Annotated in this window: 21 protein-coding genes; 17 read left to right on the top strand and 4 right to left on the bottom strand. The window is 33.9% G+C overall.

The window, feature by feature from the left end; translation table 11 throughout:
• Positions 1–117: 117 nt before the first annotated feature.
• Positions 118–879, bottom strand: a complete 762-nt coding sequence (locus I6U51_RS17065; protein ID WP_211143772.1) for a response regulator transcription factor — start codon at positions 877–879, stop codon at positions 118–120.
• 25 nt (positions 880–904) lie between these two features.
• A complete protein-coding gene (locus I6U51_RS17060) occupies positions 905–2,116 on the bottom strand; it encodes a sensor histidine kinase (RefSeq protein WP_211143771.1) in 1,212 nt (403 codons plus the stop codon).
• A gap of 271 nt (positions 2,117–2,387) precedes the next feature.
• Here I6U51_RS17060 and eutM point away from each other — a divergent pair, with 271 nt between their 5' ends.
• The 17 genes from eutM (at position 2,388) to I6U51_RS16975 (ending at position 18,721) form a co-directional block, all read left to right on the top strand.
• Positions 2,388–2,669, top strand: coding sequence for an ethanolamine utilization microcompartment protein EutM (gene eutM / locus I6U51_RS17055; RefSeq protein WP_178909435.1), 282 nt, complete (start codon positions 2,388–2,390; stop codon positions 2,667–2,669).
• A 99-nt stretch (positions 2,670–2,768) separates the two neighbouring features.
• The gene (gene pduB / locus I6U51_RS17050) at positions 2,769–3,572 is read left to right on the top strand and encodes a propanediol utilization microcompartment protein PduB (protein WP_211143968.1); all 804 of its coding nucleotides are present in this window, start codon (positions 2,769–2,771) and stop codon (positions 3,570–3,572) included.
• A gap of 17 nt (positions 3,573–3,589) precedes the next feature.
• The gene (locus tag I6U51_RS17045) at positions 3,590–5,257 is read left to right on the top strand and encodes a propanediol/glycerol family dehydratase large subunit (RefSeq protein ID WP_211143770.1); all 1,668 of its coding nucleotides are present in this window, start codon (positions 3,590–3,592) and stop codon (positions 5,255–5,257) included.
• Between the two features lie 15 nt (positions 5,258–5,272).
• Entirely contained in the window at positions 5,273–5,941 is a 669-nt protein-coding gene (locus I6U51_RS17040) for a propanediol/glycerol family dehydratase medium subunit (protein WP_211143769.1), read from the top strand.
• A 28-nt stretch (positions 5,942–5,969) separates the two neighbouring features.
• Positions 5,970–6,485, top strand: a complete 516-nt coding sequence (locus I6U51_RS17035; RefSeq protein WP_211143967.1) for a diol dehydratase small subunit — start codon at positions 5,970–5,972, stop codon at positions 6,483–6,485.
• A 13-nt stretch (positions 6,486–6,498) separates the two neighbouring features.
• Positions 6,499–8,319, top strand: coding sequence for a diol dehydratase reactivase subunit alpha (locus I6U51_RS17030; RefSeq protein WP_211143768.1), 1,821 nt, complete (start codon positions 6,499–6,501; stop codon positions 8,317–8,319).
• 2 nt (positions 8,320–8,321) lie between these two features.
• On the top strand, positions 8,322–8,750 hold the full coding sequence (locus tag I6U51_RS17025; RefSeq protein ID WP_211143767.1) for a glycerol dehydratase reactivase beta/small subunit family protein: 429 nt from the start codon (positions 8,322–8,324) through the stop codon (positions 8,748–8,750).
• Between the two features lie 46 nt (positions 8,751–8,796).
• The gene (locus I6U51_RS17020) at positions 8,797–9,399 is read left to right on the top strand and encodes a BMC domain-containing protein (protein ID WP_211143766.1); all 603 of its coding nucleotides are present in this window, start codon (positions 8,797–8,799) and stop codon (positions 9,397–9,399) included.
• 5 nt (positions 9,400–9,404) lie between these two features.
• A complete protein-coding gene (locus tag I6U51_RS17015) occupies positions 9,405–10,058 on the top strand; it encodes a phosphate propanoyltransferase (protein ID WP_211143765.1) in 654 nt (217 codons plus the stop codon).
• A 41-nt stretch (positions 10,059–10,099) separates the two neighbouring features.
• A complete protein-coding gene (locus tag I6U51_RS17010; RefSeq protein WP_211143764.1) occupies positions 10,100–10,891 on the top strand; it encodes a flavoprotein in 792 nt (263 codons plus the stop codon).
• Positions 10,892–10,909: 18 nt separating this feature from the next.
• Positions 10,910–11,188 carry a EutN/CcmL family microcompartment protein gene (locus tag I6U51_RS17005; RefSeq protein ID WP_178909444.1) on the top strand — a complete coding sequence of 93 codons (279 nt, stop codon included), beginning with the start codon at positions 10,910–10,912 and terminating at the stop codon, positions 11,186–11,188.
• A gap of 11 nt (positions 11,189–11,199) precedes the next feature.
• The gene (locus I6U51_RS17000; RefSeq protein WP_211143763.1) at positions 11,200–12,216 is read left to right on the top strand and encodes a cob(I)yrinic acid a,c-diamide adenosyltransferase; all 1,017 of its coding nucleotides are present in this window, start codon (positions 11,200–11,202) and stop codon (positions 12,214–12,216) included.
• On the top strand, positions 12,200–13,609 hold the full coding sequence (locus tag I6U51_RS16995) for an aldehyde dehydrogenase family protein (protein WP_211143762.1): 1,410 nt from the start codon (positions 12,200–12,202) through the stop codon (positions 13,607–13,609). The genes I6U51_RS17000 and I6U51_RS16995 overlap by 17 nt, the downstream gene beginning before the upstream one ends.
• 439 nt (positions 13,610–14,048) lie before the next feature.
• A complete protein-coding gene (locus tag I6U51_RS16990) occupies positions 14,049–15,377 on the top strand; it encodes a 4Fe-4S dicluster domain-containing protein (protein WP_211143761.1) in 1,329 nt (442 codons plus the stop codon).
• A gap of 18 nt (positions 15,378–15,395) precedes the next feature.
• The gene (locus tag I6U51_RS16985; RefSeq protein ID WP_211143760.1) at positions 15,396–15,944 is read left to right on the top strand and encodes a BMC domain-containing protein; all 549 of its coding nucleotides are present in this window, start codon (positions 15,396–15,398) and stop codon (positions 15,942–15,944) included.
• Between the two features lie 226 nt (positions 15,945–16,170).
• A complete protein-coding gene (locus tag I6U51_RS16980) occupies positions 16,171–17,277 on the top strand; it encodes a glycerol dehydrogenase (protein WP_211143759.1) in 1,107 nt (368 codons plus the stop codon).
• Positions 17,278–17,536: 259 nt separating this feature from the next.
• Positions 17,537–18,721, top strand: a complete 1,185-nt coding sequence (locus tag I6U51_RS16975) for a cation diffusion facilitator family transporter (protein ID WP_211143758.1) — start codon at positions 17,537–17,539, stop codon at positions 18,719–18,721.
• A gap of 196 nt (positions 18,722–18,917) precedes the next feature.
• Here I6U51_RS16975 and I6U51_RS16970 read toward each other — a convergent pair whose 3' ends face one another.
• Both I6U51_RS16970 and I6U51_RS16965 read right to left on the bottom strand, forming a co-directional pair.
• Positions 18,918–19,325, bottom strand: a complete 408-nt coding sequence (locus I6U51_RS16970) for a GyrI-like domain-containing protein (RefSeq protein WP_211143757.1) — start codon at positions 19,323–19,325, stop codon at positions 18,918–18,920.
• Positions 19,326–19,415: 90 nt separating this feature from the next.
• On the bottom strand, positions 19,416–19,745 hold the full coding sequence (locus I6U51_RS16965) for a MerR family transcriptional regulator (RefSeq protein ID WP_211143756.1): 330 nt from the start codon (positions 19,743–19,745) through the stop codon (positions 19,416–19,418).
• Positions 19,746–19,773: the final 28 nt, after the last annotated feature.

Genomic DNA, 19,773 nt, shown 5'->3' with positions numbered 1-19,773 from the left:
AATCCTTGAAATTGCTAACGAGAATAATTTATCAGAAACTGCTTTTTTATAAAAGGGTATATGTTTAACTAATTTATAATTAAAATACTTTTTTAATTATTTATTATAAGAACTTTGTTAAGGCCTCTCTAGATCTAGAGAGTGCTTTTTTTGTATTAGTCTATATTTATGTGGAGAAATTCCTTCATATTTTATAAAAACTTTAGTAAAGTATGAAGAATCTATATAACCAACGTCTAAAGATATTCCACTTATGCTTTTATCTGTATTTACTAATAATCTTTTTGCTTCTTTTATGCGTATTTTGGACACATATTCTACAAAATTTAAACCTGTGCTATTTTTAAAGTACCGGCTAAAATACTGTGGATTTAGATGAACAATCTCTGATACTGATTCCAAACTTATATTCTTATTGAAATTTTTATTTATATATTTTAGGGCTTTATGGATGGAATCTTTATCAGAAGATAAATTTACTGAATCAAGAAAATCTATATTTTCGGTTTTTAATTGTGAAATAATTTTATTAATGGATTCATTTAGCTCATTAGGTTTTACTGGCTTTAAAATGTAGTCAGCTACACGAAGTTTAATGGCATTTTGCGCAAAGCTAAAATTATCGTAGGCGGTTAGAATAATAGTCTTTACATTTGGTAGAAATTGATATATAGCTTGCTGCGCTTCTAGGCCGTCTTTTTCAGGCATTTTAATATCCATAATGATTATATGTGGTTTATATTTTTGGGATAATACTATAGCTTCATCTCCAGTCTTTGCATCTGCAACTATCTCTATATTAGAAAAAAAATTTTTTAATATAAATCTTATAACTTTACGTTCAAAGGCTTCATCATCGGCAATTAGTAGTTTGTACATGATTTGGATACCTCCCAATAAATTTCTAATAAGTAAGTGGGATTTTAATGTACACCGTTGTTCCTACATAAGGAATACTATTGATTTTAATACTAAATTCAGATCCGAAATAATATAACAATCTATCTTGAACTAGTTTTATTCCAATGCTTTCTAATTTATTAGAAGAATTTATATTATTTATAATCATATTCAATTTGTCACTAGTCATACCAACGCCATTGTCCTCTATTTTAATTATTGCTAATTTATCAGAAGCTATATTTCCATGTATAGTTATTTTACCAGGACCGTTTTTCGGTTCCAATCCGTGAATAATAGCATTCTCAATAAGAGGCTGCAAAGTCATAGCTGGAATTTTGTAGTTTAATACTTCTTCTGAAATCTTTAAGTCATAACTGAATTTATCGCTATATCTAACACTTTGGATAAATAAATACTTCTCAATACTATCTATTTCTGTGCTTATTTTTACCATATCTTCTGAATTTTTAATGCTGTATCTTAATATATCAGAGAGGGCGTAGATTAAATCCGCTGTTATATCACAATTCTCCATAAGAGCCATACCTGAAATGGTGTTTAGTGTATTAAACAAAAAATGTGGATTAATCTGAGACTGAATAGATTTAATTTGAGCATCCTTTGCTAATTGTTGAAATTTCATTTTCTCTTTAGTTTCTTTAAGAAGCTCAGCATGGGATATATTCGCAATACCCATTTTTGCAATTAAATTTGAAAACAAGGAAAGAAAATCAGCAGCATCTATAAGTTTATTGTATTTAGAAGTTTTTATATGATTTAAAGCATATTCAAGTTCTTTTATAGGCAAGTCCAATTCCATAGAAAGCTTTTTTAAATCCACAGTAGATTTATCTTTATTCTCTTTAAGGAGTACTTGTCCGCAAAGCATGCAGCCAAGATAAATGTCATTTACAACAATCGGGGCACACAAATCAGTAAGACCGGCATGGCAGGTATAAATTATTGGCTTTTTTAAGAGCATGGATTTTAAACCACCCTCTGCATCACAATTGGTGCATCTTTCATAACCTACCTTAGAAGATCTAATTAATGTACAAAATTTTGAAAAATTACTTGGTGCAGTTACAGGATTGCCTAGTTTATCTACAGTTACTGTAGATAAATTGGTCATTTTAGAGAATCTATCTTGAATGTGCTGTAATGAATGTGCATCTATAATTTCATGTAATTTGTATTGATTCAAGTTATCCATAAGAACACCTCATAAATCAGCAATTAAATTATTTAAATAAATGCTTTATATAACAATTATACCTGTTGGTATGTGATAAAATCAATTATTTTATGAATATTCAGTAAAATTTAGGATATAAAAGGTAAAAAAAGTACATAAAAAAGTATTAAAATTACAAGTTTAACAAGTTAATATAAGTGATTAATGTGTCAAAATATTCTAAAAATAATTAAGGATAATGATATAAAATAAACTCAAGAAAATTAATTTTATTTTTGGAGGTGTCTTTATGGGACAAGAAGCATTAGGAATGATAGAAACTAAAGGATTGGTGGCTGCGATAGAAGCGGCTGATTCTATGGTAAAGGCTGCAAATGTTGCACTTATAGGATATGAAAAGATTGGATCAGGATTAGTAACAGTTATGGTTAGAGGAGATGTTGGTGCTGTTAAAGCCGCTACAGATGCTGGTGCTGCTTCTGCTAAGAGAGTTGGAGAGGTTATATCTATACATGTTATTCCAAGACCACATACAGACGTTGAAAAAATATTACCTAAATTCACTGAATAGTAAAGTTAAGGGGTAGTAAGTATGGATAATGGGTTGATTGAAAAGGTTTTATCAGAAATAAGCAGCAGAGTAAATCTGCAAAATGTAGATAAGGAACTGATGAGTAAGATTATAACATCAGCAGCGGAGAAAATATTAGAAAAACAGCCTGCTGAAGTTTTCGAAAAAGAAAAAGTTGTAGAAGAAAAAAGGGAGGTAAAAGTTATGAGCGTACCATCAGCAATAACAGAATACGTAGGAGCTGCAAGAGGAGACACCATAGGCTTAGTTATAGCAAATGTAGATTACTATTTACATGAAAAAATGGGTTTAGATAAAAAATATCGTTCAATAGGAATAATTAGCGCAAGAACAGGAGCAGGTCCACAAATTATGGCTGCAGATGAAGCTGTAAAAGCTACTAATACTGAAGTAGTAAGTATTGAGCTTGCTAGAGATACAAAGGGTGGAGCAGGTCACGGTTCATTAATTATATTAGCAGCAGAGGATGTATCGGATGCTAGAAGAGCTGTAGAAGTAGCTTTGAAAGAATTAGATCGAACTTTTGGAGATGTTTACGGATGTGACGTTGGACATCTTGAATTACAATATACTGCTAGAGCTAGCTTAGCTTTAGAAAAAGCTTTTGGCGCCCCACTTGGAAAAGCTTTCGGAATAATTGTTGGGGCACCTGCAGGTATTGGAGTAGTAATGGCAGATACAGCTATGAAAACTGCAAATGTTGAAATAGTTACCTATGCAAGTCCAGATGCGGGAACAGCTCATTCAAATGAGGTTATAATTACTATTACTGGAGATTCAGGTGCTGTTAGACAATCAGTTATAGCTGCTAGGGAAGTTGGTTTATCTTTATTAAGAGCAATGGGTCAAGAACCTAAGACAGATACTGAACCTTACATTTAACAGAGGGTGGTGTTACTGTGAAAAGATCTAAGAGATTTGAAGTATTAGAAAATAGACAAGTTCATAATGATGGATTCGTTAAAGAGTGGCCAGAAGTAGGACTTATAGCTATAGGAAGTCCTAGTGATCCGGTGCCAAGTGTTAAGGTGGAAAATGGCAAGATAGTTGAAATGGATGGAAAGAAAAGAGAAGATTTTGATTTTATAGATTCATTTTTAGCTGATCATGCTATAAACATAGAAAATACTGAAAAAGCCATGGCTATAGATTCGTTGAAAATAGCAAGAATGCTAGTAGACATTAGTGTTTCAAGAGACGAAATTGTAAAAATAACTACTGCGTTAACTCCTGCAAAGCTTGTGGAAGTTGTAGATAAATTAAACGTAGTTGAAATGATGATGGCTCTTCAAAAGATGAGAGCTAGAAGAACTCCATCAAATCAATGCCACGTTACTAATGTACGTGATAACCCAGTGCAGATTGCTGCAGATGCTGCAGAATCAGCTATTAGAGGCTTTGATGAAATGGAGACAACTGTAGGTATAGTAAGATATGCACCATTTAATGCTCTTTCACTTTTAGTAGGAGCTCAAACTGGTAGAGGTGGAGTATTGACTCAGTGCGCATTAGAAGAAGCAACAGAACTCAGACTAGGAATGCTTGGATATACATCCTATGCAGAAACTATTTCTGTTTACGGAACTGAACAGGTATTTGTAGATGGTGATGATACACCTTGGTCTAAATCTTTCTTAGCATCTGCTTATGCTTCTAGAGGATTAAAGATGAGATTTACTTCAGGTACCGGTTCAGAGGTTCAAATGGGATATGCAGAGGGAAAATCCATGCTTTATCTTGAAGCAAGATGTATTATGATAACCAAAGGTGCAGGAGTTCAAGGGCTTCAAAATGGTTCCATCAGTTGTATAGGCGTGCCAGGTGCAGTACCAGGAGGTATAAGAGCGGTATTAGGAGAAAACCTTATAACTACTATGTTGGATATGGAAGTTGCATCAGGAAACGACCAAACCTTTACTCACTCTGATATAAGAAGAACTGCAAGAACTATGATGCAATTCTTACCAGGAACTGACTTTATATTCTCTGGATATAGTTCAGTACCTAATTATGATAATATGTTCGCAGGTTCAAACTTTGATGCAGAAGACTATGATGATTACTTAGTTCTTCAAAGAGATTTAAAAGTAGATGGAGGATTAAGGCCAGTAAAAGAAGAGGATGTCATAGCTATCAGAAACAAAGCAGCAAGAGCTCTACAAGCTGTATTCAAAGAAATAGGCTTACCGGCTATTACAGATGAAGAAGTTGAAGCTGCAACTTATGCTCATGGAAGCAAAGATATGCCAAATAGAAATGTTGTAGAAGACTTAAAGGCAGCACAGGAATTGTTAACTCGCGGTGTTACAGGACTTGATATAGTTAAAGCTCTTAAAAAAGGCGGTTTTAGTGATGTGGCTGAAAGAGTTCTTTGTATGTTAAAGCAAAGAATAGTAGGGGATTATCTTCATACATCATCTATATTTGATAATGACTTTAACGTTATTACTGCAGTAAATGATGCCAATGATTACATGGGACCTGGAACAGGATATAGACTTGAAGGTGATAGATGGGAAGAAGTTAAAAATATAACTCATGCTCTAGATCCAGATAAAATGAAATAGGGGAGTGATTAATGTATGGTTAAATCAGTATCCAATGAGGAGTTAATAGAAATAATAACTCAGCAGGTTTTAAAACAATTAACGAACAATGTAAACACAAACATTATTAAATCTAGTTCCCCTGTTTCGAGGGTTGGCAAAATGAAACTAGAGGAAGTTGGGCAAGCTGAAAGTGGAAAAAGAAGTGATGAAGTTGTTATAGCTATAGCACCTGCTTTTGGGATTTACCAAACAGAAACTATAGTTGGAATTCCACATGATGATGTTTTAAGAGAAATTATGGCAGGGATAGAGGAAGAAGGAGTAACTGCAAGAGTTATAAGAGTTCTTCGTACATCAGATGTATCATTTATGAGTCATGATGCTGCAGTTTTAAGTGGTTCAGGAATTGGTATAGGAATACAATCAAAAGGAACTACAGTTATACATCAAAAGGATTTGGAACTCTTAAATAATCTTGAATTATTCCCTCAAGCTCCATTAATAGATAGAGAAACCTTTAGAGCTATAGGTAAAAATGCGGCTAAGTATGCTAAAGGTGAATCACCAGACCCAGTTCCAGTTAAGAATGATCAAATGGCTAGACCAAGATATCAAGCTAAGGCAGCAGTACTTCATATAAAAGAAACAGAGCATGTAGTGCCAAATGCTAAGCCTATAGAAATAAAAGTAGTTTTTGAATAGGGGTGAAGTTATGGATAACAACGCTTTAATGGATAACAATGCTTTAATAGAACAAATAATTAGTCAGGTTTTAAGCAGCATGTCAGCCATTCAAGAAAAATCTGCAGCAAAGTGTGAAGAGAATAAAGTTTGTGAAGCTTTGAGTAAAAATGATTATCCTTTAGCTCAAAAGAGAAGCGACTTAATAAAAACTAAGAGCGGCAAAGGATTAAAAGATATAAATATAGACAATGTTTTAAATGGAAGCATTAGCCCAGAGGATATAAAAATAACTCCCGAAGTTCTTTTGTATCAAGCTCAAATAGCTGAATCTGTAGGAAGATATCAATTTGCGAAAAATCTCAGAAGAGCGGCGGAGCTTGCAGTGGTTCCAGATAGCAGAGTTTTGGAAATTTATAATGCATTAAGACCTTATAGATCTACAAAGCAAGAACTATTAGACATAGCAGATGAATTAGAAAATAAATATGATGCAAAAATTTGCGCTGCTCTTGTTAGAGAAGCTTGTGGCGTATACGAAAAGAGAGGCAGATTAAAAGTTTAGGTAGGTGGTACAAGTGAAACTTGTGGCAGGAGTAGATATAGGAAACTCTACAACTGAAGTTGCCATTGCGGATTTTGATAACAATTTAGAGTTTCTTACCAGTAGTATGGTTAAAACTACTGGGCTTAAGGGAACTGTAGATAATGTAATGGGAGTACTTCTTGCTTTAAAAGAGGCTTGCCAAAATATAAATATACCAATAGTGAAGTTGGATGCTATATGTATAAATGAGGCAACTCCAGTTATTGGAGATGTAGCAATGGAAACTATAACAGAAACTATAATTACAGAATCTACTATGATAGGTCATAACCCGGATACTCCTGGTGGAATAGGAGTAGGTACAGGAAAAACAGTTTTTCTTGATGAATTAGAATATATTCATGGTAATGAGGAAGTAATTTGTGTCATTCCTAAGTCCATAGATTTTGAAAGCGCTGCTAAAAGATTAAATGAAGCTTTTAAGAAGGGTATAGAAATTACTGGTGCAGTAATACAAGGAGATGATGGAGTAATAATATCCAATAGACTGGGTAGAAAAATTCCTATCGTAGATGAAGTGGCTTATATTGACAAGGTTCCTATGGGAATGCTTGCAGCAGTAGAAGTGGCTGCACCAGGAAAAACTATAAAGGTACTTTCAAACCCCTATGGACTTGCCACAGTTTTTAAACTTTCTCCAGAGGAAACTAAACATGTAATCCCAATTTCAAGAGCTCTTATAGGCAACAGATCCGCTGTTGTTATAAGAACCCCTGAGGGGGATGTAAAGGAGAGAGTTATACCTGCTGGTAAGTTAATACTTATGGGAACTAAGGAAAACAAGATTGGGATAGAGGAAGGTTCCAGTGCCATAATGAATAGTTTAAGTAAAGTATGGCCATTAAAAGATGTAACTGGAGAGGCAGGTACCAATGTAGGTGGGATGATTGAGAGAGTAAGACAGATTATGGGTGAGCTTACGGAGCAAGAGATAGAAGAAATAAAAATACAGGATATTTTAGCTGTAGATACATTTATACCACAAAAAGTTCAAGGAGGACTAGCGGAAGAATTTGCGCTAGAAAATGCTGTAGCTCTTGCAGCTATGGTTAAAACCAGTAAATTGCCTATGGAGACTATTGCTAAAAAGTTGCAAATGGAAACCAATGTAAAAGTTTTAATTGGTGGTGTAGAAGCAAATATGGCAGTTCTTGGAGCTCTAACTACTCCAGGAACAGACAAACCCCTCGTTATATTAGATATTGGAGGCGGTTCAACGGATTCAGCTTATATTGATAAAAGGGGAGCTGTTAAATCCATTCATCATGCAGGTGCAGGAGAAATGGTTACCATGCTTATAAAGTCTGAATTAGGTCTTGAAGATTACAATTTAGCAGAGGATATAAAGAAACATCCATTAGCTAAGGTTGAAAGTTTATTCAATATAAGGTATGAGGATGGGAGTGTGTGCTTCTTTCAAAAACCTTTAGACTCATCATTATTTGCTAGAAATGTAATAGTAAAGAAGGATGAAATGATTCCTATTCCAACTAAGCATACACTAGAAAAGATAAAGATCATTAGAAGAGAAGCTAAATCGAAGGTATTTGTAACCAATACTATTAGGGCTCTAAGGGACATTGCACCTAATCATGATTTGAGAACTATTGATTTTGTAGTGTTAGTAGGAGGTTCGGCACTGGATTTTGAAATTCCAGAGATGATATCTGACGAGTTATCTCACTATGGAGTTGTATGTGGCAGCGGTAATATAAGAGGAGCTGAAGGACCTAGAAATGCAGTGGCAACTGGACTTGTAATATCTTACTATAAGAGTTTGAGAGGTAATTAATCATGATTGGTATGAGTATGGAAAGTCCAAGCATCTTTGTATATGTAAATAGCTCTGAGGAATCTCTTTTAAAAGAGATTCTTGCTGGAATAGAAGAAGAAGGAATACCTTATGATATAAAAAAAGCTGATTTAAAGGAAACTAATATGTTAAGAGATATACATTCTGCGTCAGAACAATCTAGGATGGGAATAGCTATAGGAGTAGTTAATAATAGAGTAATCCTTCATTACAATAAGCTAAGAGAAGAAAAACCTTTAGTGAATATAACTCTAAATCCATATGATAAAGAGAAAGCTAGAAAAATTGGATGTAATGCGGCAAGACTTTATAAAGTAATGCCTTTTAAGGATTTAAAAGATACAGAAAATGAGTTATACATTAGGATTAGAGACACAGTTGAGAAGGTATTAAAACAGATGAAATTTTAGAATTAGAAATTTTTAAGTAAGAGTTTATAGTTAAGGAGGGGTTTTAATGAACGGAGAAGCCCTCGGTGTAATAGAAACCGTTGGAATGGCTGCAGCAATAGAGGCAGCAGACAGCTGCGTTAAATCAGCGGATGTGGAACTAATTGGATATGAGCTGAGTAAAGGATCAGGATTAGTAACCATTAAGATAAAGGGAAATGTAGGGGCTGTAAAGGCTGCTATTGAGGCAGCAAAAATTAGTGCAGGCAGGATTAATAAAATTTATGCTACCCTTGTTATACCAAGACCAGCTAAAAGTTTAGATAGAATTATTGAATCTGAATCTACTGTGGGAATTCAGGTTAAAAAAAGGGAAGAGGAATGCCAAAAAGAAGTAGAAGTAATAGAAAAAGAAGAGATACAAGTACAAGATGAATTAGAGAATCAAGAAAAAGAAGTGAGTGAAGAGAAAGAGAAGCTAGTAGATCCTAAGGAAGAAAATGTAATAGAAGAAGATAAGAAATCCATAAAAAAAATTAAAGAAGAAAATATTCATATAGATGAACAAGAAAGTGATGAGGTATGCAATATATGTCATGATCCTAAATGCCCAAGAAAAAAGGGACAGCCAAGGAATTTGTGCATTAACTCTGAAGTAACTCGAGGGTGATATAAATGATGGAGATAAATGAAGATTTAATAAGGGATATAGTGGTAGACCTTTTAGCAAAGGCTGAGGTGAAAAATAGAGAGTATTCAATACCTATAGGTATATCTAATAGACACATACATGTTACTCAAGAGGACCTAGAATGTTTATTTGGTAAAGGATATGAGCTTACAATAAAAAATAATGTAAAGCAGCCGGGACAGTTTGCTGCCAATGAAACAGTAACTATTGCAGGACCTAAAGGTTCTTTCCAAAAGGTAAGAATTTTAGGTCCTGTAAGAAAATACAGCCAAATTGAAATATCCAGAACAGATGCTTTTACACTAGGAATAAAGCCTCCTGTTAGAAATTCTGGAGATTTAGATGGGTCAGAAAGTCTTTGTGTCATCGGACCTAAGGGTATGCTTACCTTTAATAATAAAGTTATATGCGCTAAGAGGCATATTCATATGCTTCCAGAGCAGGCAGAAGTTTATGGTGTAAGGGATGGGGAATTAGTAAATGTAGAAGCTGCTGGAGATAAGGCTTTGATATTTAAAAATGTGCTTATTAGAGTAAGTGATAAGTCTGCTTTAGAGTTTCACCTAGATACGGATGAGGCTAATGGATCAGAGTTAAAAAACAACCAGTTTATTAGAATAGTAAGTAAGTGCAGGTAAAGATAGAATAGCTATAAACAGTGTAAAATGAGGTGAAGTAAATGGATATTGAAGATTTACTAAGACCTATAATTGCTCAGATTATAAATATGATGAATAAAAGAGTTTTATTATTTGTATCTGGTGGAGCAGTAAATTTAAAAAAAATATTTGAAGCTCTAGCTTCTATAAAGATGCTTCAATATGACATAGTTATTACTGATGCAGCAAAGAAAATGATACCAGAAGAATATATTAAAAACCTAAATGCTAGAGTTATAGAGTGCAAAAATGAATTAACTAAGGCGGTAATAGAGGACGATTTGGTAGTAGTACCAATGATGTCAAGGAATACTTTAGCTAAATGTGCTACAGGAATTCAAGATAATTTGGTTACCACGGGAATTGCAGAAGCTCTTATGATGAAGAAGGAAGTAATTGCAGTAAGGGATAGTTTTAACCCAGTAGAGCCTAAAAATATATCCTTAGGGCTTAGTAAAAACCCAGCTTATAATAAATTTATTCTAGGCTACGAAGATACTTTAACTAGTTTTGGTGTTAGGTTTATTGATGGATGTGATATAAAGTCTGTTATAAATGAAAAATTTAGCACCATCAATAATTTTACTAAAAAAGTATATGAGGAACCTAAAATTAAAAATGAAATTGTTGTAAATGAAGAAAAAATGGATTGGACAAGTAAAAAGGTGCTATCTGGAATTTTGACAATAGAAGACATTATAAAGGCTCTTAATAATTCTAAGGAAGTTTTTATTAAAGAAGGTTCTTTAATAACTCCTCTAGCAAAGGATTATATAGACAGCAATAAAATTAATGTTAAGTATTGTCAGTAAAAGCAAAGGAGTATAATTATGTTTTTGGCAAAGGTTGTTGGAAAGGTTGTTTCTACACAAAAGGACCCTAAGTTTATAGGAAGTAAACTTTTAATAGTTAAAAGTATAGATGAAAACGAAAAAACAAAGGGGGAGCCATTAGTAGCTATTGATACTGTAGGTGCAGGTGTTAATGAAGTTGTGATAGTAGTTACAGGAAGTGGTGCAAGATATGTAGATACTTCTGATAAGGTTATACCTGCAGATGCTTCAATAATAGGAATTGTGGATTCTATAGAGTGGAATGAAGGTTATTAGGTGGTGATAAAATGAAGATATACACTAAAACCGGAGATAATGGAAGCACTAGCCTTGTAGGTGGAGATAGAGCGGAGAAATATGATTTAAGAGTATGGGCTTATGGAAGCATAGATGAGGCAAATTCCTCTATTGGAGTAGCAAGAGCTTATATAGAGGAAAGAGAGCTAGAAAAAAAGCTTCTAAGAATTCAAAGAACTCTTTTTGAGGTAGGTGCTGAACTTGCATCCTTAGGAACAGATTATTATAAAGTTAGAGTAGCGGATGAGGAAATAAGATTTCTTGAAGAAACTATAGACAAATTAGATGGATTAAAACCTTATCAAAATGGATTTATAATACCTGGCGGCACAAAGGAATCAGCTCATCTTGATGTGGCAAGAACAGATGTAAGGAGAGCGGAAAGGTATATATCAGAGCTTAAAAATTCCTATAATATTAGTGAAAATTTGATGAGGTATGTAAATAGACTATCCGATGCTATTTATGTTATAGCTAGGTATTTTGATTATAAGGATATAATTAAAAAGGCTGAGGAAAAGGTAAAAAGTTTAAAAGAGAATAGTCAGATAGATAAGAATTTTAGAGCACAAATAATAAATAAAATGATGATTAGCAGAGAAACTGCGGAATACATAACCAAAAGGTGTATAGAAAAGTCTTATGAAATAGGGACACCTATGGTTATTTGTATTACAGATTTTAATGGAAATATTATATCTCTTCAACGCATGGATGATTCTCTATTAATAAGTTTAGAAGTAGCTGTGAAAAAAGCCTATACTGCTGCAGCACTTAAAACTGCTACCCATGAGCTGCATGAAGCATCCTTACCGCAAGGGGATCTTTATGGAATTAATAATATGAAAAAGATAGTTACCTTCGGTGGAGGAGTTCCTTTAAAAATAGAAGAAAAAATAGTTGGAGCTATAGGAATCAGCGGTGGAACCCTTCAACAGGATATGGAAGTGGCTAAATATGGAGTAGAAATTTTCGAGGAGGTACTTTTAAATGGAATTAGGAACTAGTGAGCTATCACTTATAATAGAAAAAGTTTTAAAAGAAATGAGCAAAAGAGACATAAAATCAGAGGTTAGTGATGGAGTATTTGATACTATGGAGGAAGCTATAGAAGCTGCCTATGAGGCACAGAAAAAATACTCTCAGTATACTATTGAACAGCGTGAAAAATTAATAGCTGCTATGAGAAAAGCTATATTAGATAACGCTATGGCTATAGCAACTCTTTGTGTTAAAGAATCTGGGATGGGCAGGATAGATCATAAATATCTTAAGTTAAAATTAACAGCAGAAAAAACGCCAGGAACGGAAGTATTGCAAACTAAGGCTTACACAGGAGACAAAGGTCTTACACTTGTAGAGCATGGTGCTTTTGGTGTTATAGGATCTATTACACCATCTACTAATCCAGCAGCTACAGTGGCTTGTAATAGTATAGGCATGCTTGCAGCAGGAAACACTGTTGTATTTTCACCGCACCCAGGAGCATTTAATTCATCTTTAACCATGCTTAGAGAGTTAAATAAAGCAATAAGAGAAGCTGGTGGACCAGACAATCTAATAACTTCAGTTAATAAGCCTTCATTAGAAAGCACTAATGTAATGTTAAATCATGAAAAAATAGGAATGGTAGTTGCTACAGGAGGACCTGCTATAGTTAAAATGGTTCTTTCCTCAGGAAAGAAAGCTATAGGCGCTGGAGCAGGAAATCCACCAGTTGTAGTTGATGAAACTGCAGATATAAAGAAAGCTGCTAGAGATATAATTGCAGGTTGCACCTTTGACAATAATTTGCCTTGTATAGCAGAAAAAGAAGCTATAGTAGTGGAAGCAGTTTATGAAGAATTAATTAAAGAAATGAAAAATAATAGAGCGGTATATGAATTAACTGATGAAGAGGCAGAAAAAATAGTTCAATTAGTTTTAGCACACAACAAAGAAAAGAATACTTATTCTGTAAATAAAAGTTTTGTAGGAAAGGATGCTCAGTACTTGCTACAAAATATAGGGAAGAACAATATGAATGGCATAGAATGCCTAATATATAGAGCAGAAAATAGTCATCCCTTTGTTCAAGAAGAGCTTATGATGCCTATATTACCTATAGTTAAGGCTAAAGACTTTGATGAAGCATTAAAGTTTGCAGTAGAAGATGAATATGGAAACAGACATACAGCTATGATGCACTCCAAAAATATAGACAACTTAACTAAAATGGCGAGAACTATAGACACTACAATATTTGTAAAGAACGCACCATCCTATGCAGGTATTGGATTTGGTGGAGAAGGCCATACAACCTTTACTATAGCAGGCCCTACAGGAGAGGGATTAACTAACGCAGTTTCCTTTACCAGACAGAGAAGATGCGCTATGGTGGAATCTTTCAGGATCGTGTAATAAAAATAATACGAAGTATTATTTTTAGAGGACAGTTGACAATTGACAGAGGACAGTGAATGAGGATTTTTCTCCGTTACACTACGAAAAATCTTTAATTTAAAACAAACTACTGCTCTTTTGTTTCGCAGGAGTACACTCTGTGTAAGCGATTCACTCCAAATCAGCACGCTGTGTAAGCGACTATCACCAAAACAAAGATTTGGGATATCTGCTTAAGATTTGGGTTCTCTGCTTAAGCGACCATCTCAAAATCACAGATTTTGGATATATGCTTAAGTTAGCGATATTTTGCATTAGCAAAACAAGTCTAAAAAATATAATAGTTTTCTGACGTAAGGAAGAAAACTCACCTTCACTGTCAATTATCCACTGTCAACTGTCCTCTAATAAAAGTCATAGGCTGGTAAATAATTACTAAAAGAGGGGTGGTGTAGTAGTGGATTTACTTGAAAAAATAAAGGCCTCTGGAGTGATAGGTGCTGGTGGTGCAGGTTTTCCAACCCATGTTAAGTTAAATTGTAAGGTCGATTATTTTATAATAAACGGATTAGAATGTGAGCCTTTACTTCAGTCAGATAAGTATATGATGAGAAATAAGAGTGACGAAATAGTACAGGCTGCAGAAGAGATAGGGAAGTTAATTGGTGCAATGCACATTGTTATAGGTTTAAAAGAAGAGTATTTTGAAGAAATAAAGGCTTTAAAGAAGTCAATAGAAAAGTTTAACTCTAGGGCAGAGCTACATTTAAGTAAAGCCTTTTACCCCGCAGGGGATGAACAAATTTTGGTTTATGAAGTCATTGGCAAAACAATACCACCAGGAGGAATACCTTTAAATGTTGGGGCAGTAGTTTCAAACTCTGGCACTGTTTTTAATGTATTTGAGGCTATGGAAGATAAGCCTGTTATCTATAAATTTGTTACGGTTATAGGTGAGATAGATAAGCCTTCCATTATAAAAGTTCCTATAGGTACATCAGTTAGAGAAGTTTTAAAAAAGTGCGGTGGAGCAACAATTAAGGATTATGACCTAATAATGGGTGGTCCTATGATGGGAAAGAAAATTTCAAAGGGTGAAGCAGAAAGCAGGGTTATCACAAAGACTGACGGTGCCATAATAGTAATACCCAAAAATCACTATCTAGTTGAAAGAGAAAAGGTAACTATCGAACATATGAAGAATCAAGCTAAAGCAGCCTGTATACAATGCCATTTTTGTACGGAAATGTGTCCAAGAAATCTAATTGGACATCCTTTAAATCCACATAAAATCATGAGAAATATTGCTTTAGACGAAATGAATGATATGACAATTAAAGAGGCTTTAATTTGCTGTGAATGCGGGGTATGTGAGTTATACGCTTGTCCTATGGGACTGTCTCCGAAAAGAATAAATGTTTATCTTAAAGGTAAATTAAGAGAAAAAGGAATAAGATGGGAGAATAAGACTGACAAATTTACTGCAGAGGTATTAAGAGAATATAGGAAAATACCTACAGAAAGATTAGTTGTAAGATTGCAACTAAATAAATATAAAAGACAAAGGTTGTTAGAGAATGAGGAAATAAATCCTATAGAAGTAAGAATTCCTTTGAGGCAGGGCATAGGTGCAGATACAAATCCTATTGTTAATGTAGGGGATATAGTTGAAAAAGGACAGGTTATAGGAATTGTAGAGGAAGGAAAAATGGGAGCTAATGTTCATGCAAGTATTAGCGGTGTAGTTTCTGAAATAAACAGTGATATATCAATAAAGGCTACTTAAATGGAGGTGAGAAGGAAAATGATAAGAACTATAGGTATGATGGAATTAAATAGCATAGCTAGAGGAATTGAAGTTGCAGATGAAATGCTTAAAGCTGCAGAAGTAACTTTGCTTTTGGCTAAAACTATCTGTCCTGGTAAATATGTTGTTTTAGTCACAGGAAACGTAGGAGCTGTGGAAGCAGCAATTAAACATGGAGAGGCTGTAGGAGAACAATATGTAGTTAACAAATTACTTTTACCTAATGTTCATCCCCAGGTAATTCCTGCAATTAATGGATCTAGTGATGTTGAAAGATTGAGAGACTTAGGAGTTCTAGAATTTTTTAGTATTGCCTCTGCTGTTGTTGCTGCAGATGCGGCAGTTAAAGCTGCCAATGTGGAATTAATAGAAGTTAGATTAGGAGTTGGAATTGGTGGAAAAGCCTTTGTAACTCTTACTGGTGAAATAAGTTCGGTTAAAAATGCCGTAACCGTAGGAGCTAATACTGCAGCTGAAAGTGGAATGCTAGTAAATAAGGCTGTCATATCAGCTCCGAATAAAGAGTTATTACAGTACTTGTTATAAACAGGATTCTTGGCTTCAGGTGGAGTTTTAAACTCTATCTGAAGCTTAGAAGCCGTTATCCAGGGTCGTAGCGCCACTTATCCCCAACTTTAAGAAGTTTGGGTGTTAGTGGCGATAGACATCGGATAAATTAACTACTTATTAAATACAAAATAAATTTATATGCCTTAGATCTTATATAGCAATAAAATATATGTTTTTAAGAAGAAAAAGGGAGGAATAAATAATGTCAAAAATCATAATAGCACCTAGTAAATATGTACAAGGAAGAGGGGAATTAACAAGAATAAAAGAGCATACTAAAACTTTAGGAAAATCATTCTTTATTATTGCAAGTCCAAATGGAATAAAAAGAGTTAAATCTGTAATAGAGGAAAGTTTCAAAGGTGAAAATGTTAATTTAGTATTTGAAGCTTTTAATGGAGAATGTTCAAGAAATGAAATAGAGAGATTAGGTAATATAGTTAAATCAAAAGGCTGTGATGTAGTTGTAGGACTAGGTGGAGGAAAGATATTTGATACAGCTAAAGCTGTAGCTCATTATGAAAAACTGCCAGTAGCAATAGTACCAACTATAGCAGCTACAGATGCTCCATGTAGCGCACTTTCAGTAATTTATACAGATGAAGGGGTATTTAGCGAATATTTGGTTTTACCTAAAAATCCAGAATTAGTATTAGTTGATACAGAAATCATTGCTAAAGCACCAGCAAGATTATTAGTTTCGGGTGTAGGGGATGCTTTAGCTACATACTTTGAAGCTAGAGCTTGTGTAAGATCAAATGCAACAAATATGCCTGGTGGAAAAGCTACAAAGGCTGCTTTCGCACTTGCAAAGCTTTGTTATGAGACTTTAATATCAGACGGATTAAAGGCAAAATTAGCAGTAGAAAACAATGTATGTACTGAAGCAGTAGAAAATATTGTTGAAGCAAATACTTATTTAAGTGGTGTAGGATTTGAAAGTGCTGGGTTAGCTGCAGCCCACGCAATACACAATGGATTTACTGTTTTAGAACAGTGTCATCATTTATACCATGGTGAAAAGGTAGCCTTTGGTACAATCGTTCAGCTAGTACTAGAAAATAGCCCTGTAGAAGAAATAAAAGAGGTTATAGATTTATGCGTTAGTTTAGGTCTTCCAGTTACATTAGAAGAAATGGGAGTAGCTGAAATAAAGGAAGAAGAAATAAGAAAAGTAGCAGAAGCTTCTTGTGCAGAAGGTGAAACTATCCACAACATGCCTTTTGAGGTGACTAGTGATGATGTATATGCTGCTATATTTGCTGCAGATGCTTTAGGAAAAGTTTATAAGGCATCTGCAAGAAAATAACAAGTCAAAGATGCCTAAAGCTTAGATATAACATATTTTCAAAACAGAGAGTGGTTTGTTCCGAAAAACGGAATTAAAACTGCTCTTTTTTATAGCAAATATATTCTTCAAATGCCTATTTTTAAGGACGAGTTTTCCTTACAGCACAGTGTATGTTGCTATAGATTATACTTATATATTAGAGAAATTTGCATAGTATTGTTAATATTGTTTTGGGAAAAGTTAATAGTAACTAAATGATTTTAAACGAGGTGTACCAATGATTTCTAATTTCTTAATAAATAAGTTTGTAAGAGGTTACTCTGATACTAAAAGTAAAAAAGTGAGAGAGAGGTATGGATACCTTGGGGGAATAATGGGGGCATTGATAAACATGACTCTATTTGGCATTAAGTTTACCGTGGGAATTGCTGTAAACAGCATTGCAGTTACAGCAGAAGCCTTCAACAATCTCTCAGATGTAGCATCATCACTTGTAACTATTTTCGGCTTTAAGTTATCCGGAAAACCTGCAGATAGAGAACATCCCTTTGGACATGGTAGAATTGAGTACATTTCAGGATTGATAGTGGCATTTTTAGTTATGATGGTAGGGTATGAGTTTGTCAAAAGCTCCTTTAATAGAATTAAAAACCCTGCTCCTGTTAGTTTTTCTCTTATACCATTTATTTTGCTGCTAATATCTATAGTTCTTAAAGTATGGCTTGGCAGGTTTTATAAGGATATAGGAAATAAGATAAATTCTTCTGCACTTCGAGCCTCAGGTGTAGAGGCTATTAGTGACGTTTTTTCTACTTCAGCAGTAGCACTTGCTCTTTTGGCTTCTAGATTTACGTCTTTGCCTATAGATGGATATATAGGTATGGTTGTTTCTTTAGTTATTCTTTATGCTGGCTTTAATTTAATAAAAGATACTTTAGATCCTCTTCTTGGTGCTGCACCAGAAAAGGAGCTTGTGGAAAGCATACAAGAAATGCTTTTAGAATATGAATATATAAATGGAGTTCATGATTTACTGGTACATAATTATGGTCCAGGAAGAATTATTGCATCTATTCATGCTGAGATTCCTTCAAATATACCAATAGTTAAAATACATGAAATCATAGATAGAGCAGAAAAAGAAATATCTACCGACTTGGATATTTATTTGGCAATTCATATGGATCCTATCAATACTGACGACAAGGAAATACTAGAGGCCAGAGAAGAACTTACAGAGACACTGAAAACTGTTCCTATAGTAAAATCTTTTCATGATTTTAGAGTGGTAGGTGAAGGAGAAAATAAGAATTTAATCTTTGATATAGTAATTGGTGCTGATCACAGACTTACAAAACGTGAAGAACTTAGCTTACAAAAAGATATAAATTTTAAATTGAAAAAATTGTATCCAAATTACAATGCAATTATAACTATAGATAAGGATTATTTAGGTATATAAAAAGATAAAAAACCTTAGGACTATATATAAATTTGTATATAGTCCTATTCTCTTTATAGCTGTTCTTTGAAAGTAGCTTTCCAACGTTATCTTAAAGCAAAGCTACTATCGATACTTAAGATTGAGTCGCCATTATGTGGATTTTTAGCTAGCGGATATATTCATAACTCTGCTTATAATTTATGCAATTCTTAACTTACATTTTTTCAACAGCAACTGTAATTTGTGTAATATAATCATTTTCACTCTTAACAGCAACCTCGTCTAAAAGATATTCCTCATAGGCGAATTCACCCATACTTAAGTGGTTTTTTTCAAGAAAATTTAATAGTTTATCATAAGTTTTATATGTAGTTTCATAACTTCCCCGGTGATAAGCGACGGCATACAAACCTTTGGGTTTCAAAGCAATTGAGGGGAGGATATGTTTGTTATCTGTTTTTGCAAAAAAATAAGAATAATTGTTGTAATTGCTATTGGCAATATTCTCTTTGCTAAGCATTGTACCTACAAAAGAAGTATCTTTTGACTGAGTGCTATTTATAAAGCTAGTGAACTCCAACATCCATTTTATATAATCCTTATTACTTTCTTCTTTTAGCAAAGCGCTACGGACTATGTATTCTTCTTCCTGCTCCTCTAGTATGATTCTATTGTAATCTGCCTGTATTCCCTTATTTGTAAAGACAATAGTTTATTCCAATAAGTGTTTAATTGTAAGTAACTTCTCTATTTCCCTATCAACCTCTGTGATTTTTTGTTTTGATAAATTAATTAATCTTTCAGCTGTTCTTTCATCAAGATATGTTTTTACTTTTTTCAACGGAACATTCAATTCTTTTAGTATGGATATGATTAAAAAAACATCAAACTGGCGGTAGGAATAATAACGGTACCCATTTTCATCTATGATAGCAGGGCAAAACAATCCGATATCATGATAGTGAAAAAGGGTTCTTTTATTTACACCACAAAGCTTTGCAAATTCTCCTGTTGTAAAATAATTATGTAAACTTTTATTCATAATTCACATCTCCTCTTGACTATCTGGT

Source organism: Clostridium aciditolerans, assembly GCF_016316925.1.
GTDB lineage: Bacteria > Bacillota > Clostridia > Clostridiales > Clostridiaceae > Clostridium_AM > Clostridium_AM aciditolerans.
The sequence above is the reverse complement of the archived record's forward strand: the minus strand, read 5'-3'. Positions and strand labels throughout refer to the sequence as shown.

What these genes read in the sequence shown, in the direction of transcription:
- I6U51_RS16985 (WP_211143760.1), top strand. Translation starts at nt 15,396, where the DNA reads ATGATAAGAACTATAGGTATGATGGAATTAAATAGCATAGCTAGAGGA.
- pduB (WP_211143968.1), top strand. Translation starts at nt 2,769, where the DNA reads ATGAGTAAGATTATAACATCAGCAGCGGAGAAAATATTAGAAAAACAG.
- I6U51_RS17000 (WP_211143763.1), top strand. Translation starts at nt 11,200, where the DNA reads ATGAAGATATACACTAAAACCGGAGATAATGGAAGCACTAGCCTTGTA.
- I6U51_RS16975 (WP_211143758.1), top strand. Translation starts at nt 17,537, where the DNA reads ATGATTTCTAATTTCTTAATAAATAAGTTTGTAAGAGGTTACTCTGAT.
- I6U51_RS17010 (WP_211143764.1), top strand. Translation starts at nt 10,100, where the DNA reads ATGGATATTGAAGATTTACTAAGACCTATAATTGCTCAGATTATAAAT.
- eutM (WP_178909435.1), top strand. Translation starts at nt 2,388, where the DNA reads ATGGGACAAGAAGCATTAGGAATGATAGAAACTAAAGGATTGGTGGCT.
- I6U51_RS17015 (WP_211143765.1), top strand. Translation starts at nt 9,405, where the DNA reads ATGATGGAGATAAATGAAGATTTAATAAGGGATATAGTGGTAGACCTT.
- I6U51_RS17065 (WP_211143772.1), bottom strand. Translation starts at nt 879, where the DNA reads ATGTACAAACTACTAATTGCCGATGATGAAGCCTTTGAACGTAAAGTT.
- I6U51_RS17035 (WP_211143967.1), top strand. Translation starts at nt 5,970, where the DNA reads ATGGATAACAATGCTTTAATAGAACAAATAATTAGTCAGGTTTTAAGC.
- I6U51_RS17060 (WP_211143771.1), bottom strand. Translation starts at nt 2,116, where the DNA reads ATGGATAACTTGAATCAATACAAATTACATGAAATTATAGATGCACAT.
- I6U51_RS17020 (WP_211143766.1), top strand. Translation starts at nt 8,797, where the DNA reads ATGAACGGAGAAGCCCTCGGTGTAATAGAAACCGTTGGAATGGCTGCA.
- I6U51_RS17005 (WP_178909444.1), top strand. Translation starts at nt 10,910, where the DNA reads ATGTTTTTGGCAAAGGTTGTTGGAAAGGTTGTTTCTACACAAAAGGAC.
- I6U51_RS16995 (WP_211143762.1), top strand. Translation starts at nt 12,200, where the DNA reads ATGGAATTAGGAACTAGTGAGCTATCACTTATAATAGAAAAAGTTTTA.
- I6U51_RS16965 (WP_211143756.1), bottom strand. Translation starts at nt 19,745, where the DNA reads ATGAATAAAAGTTTACATAATTATTTTACAACAGGAGAATTTGCAAAG.
- I6U51_RS16980 (WP_211143759.1), top strand. Translation starts at nt 16,171, where the DNA reads ATGTCAAAAATCATAATAGCACCTAGTAAATATGTACAAGGAAGAGGG.
- I6U51_RS17025 (WP_211143767.1), top strand. Translation starts at nt 8,322, where the DNA reads ATGATTGGTATGAGTATGGAAAGTCCAAGCATCTTTGTATATGTAAAT.
- I6U51_RS17040 (WP_211143769.1), top strand. Translation starts at nt 5,273, where the DNA reads ATGGTTAAATCAGTATCCAATGAGGAGTTAATAGAAATAATAACTCAG.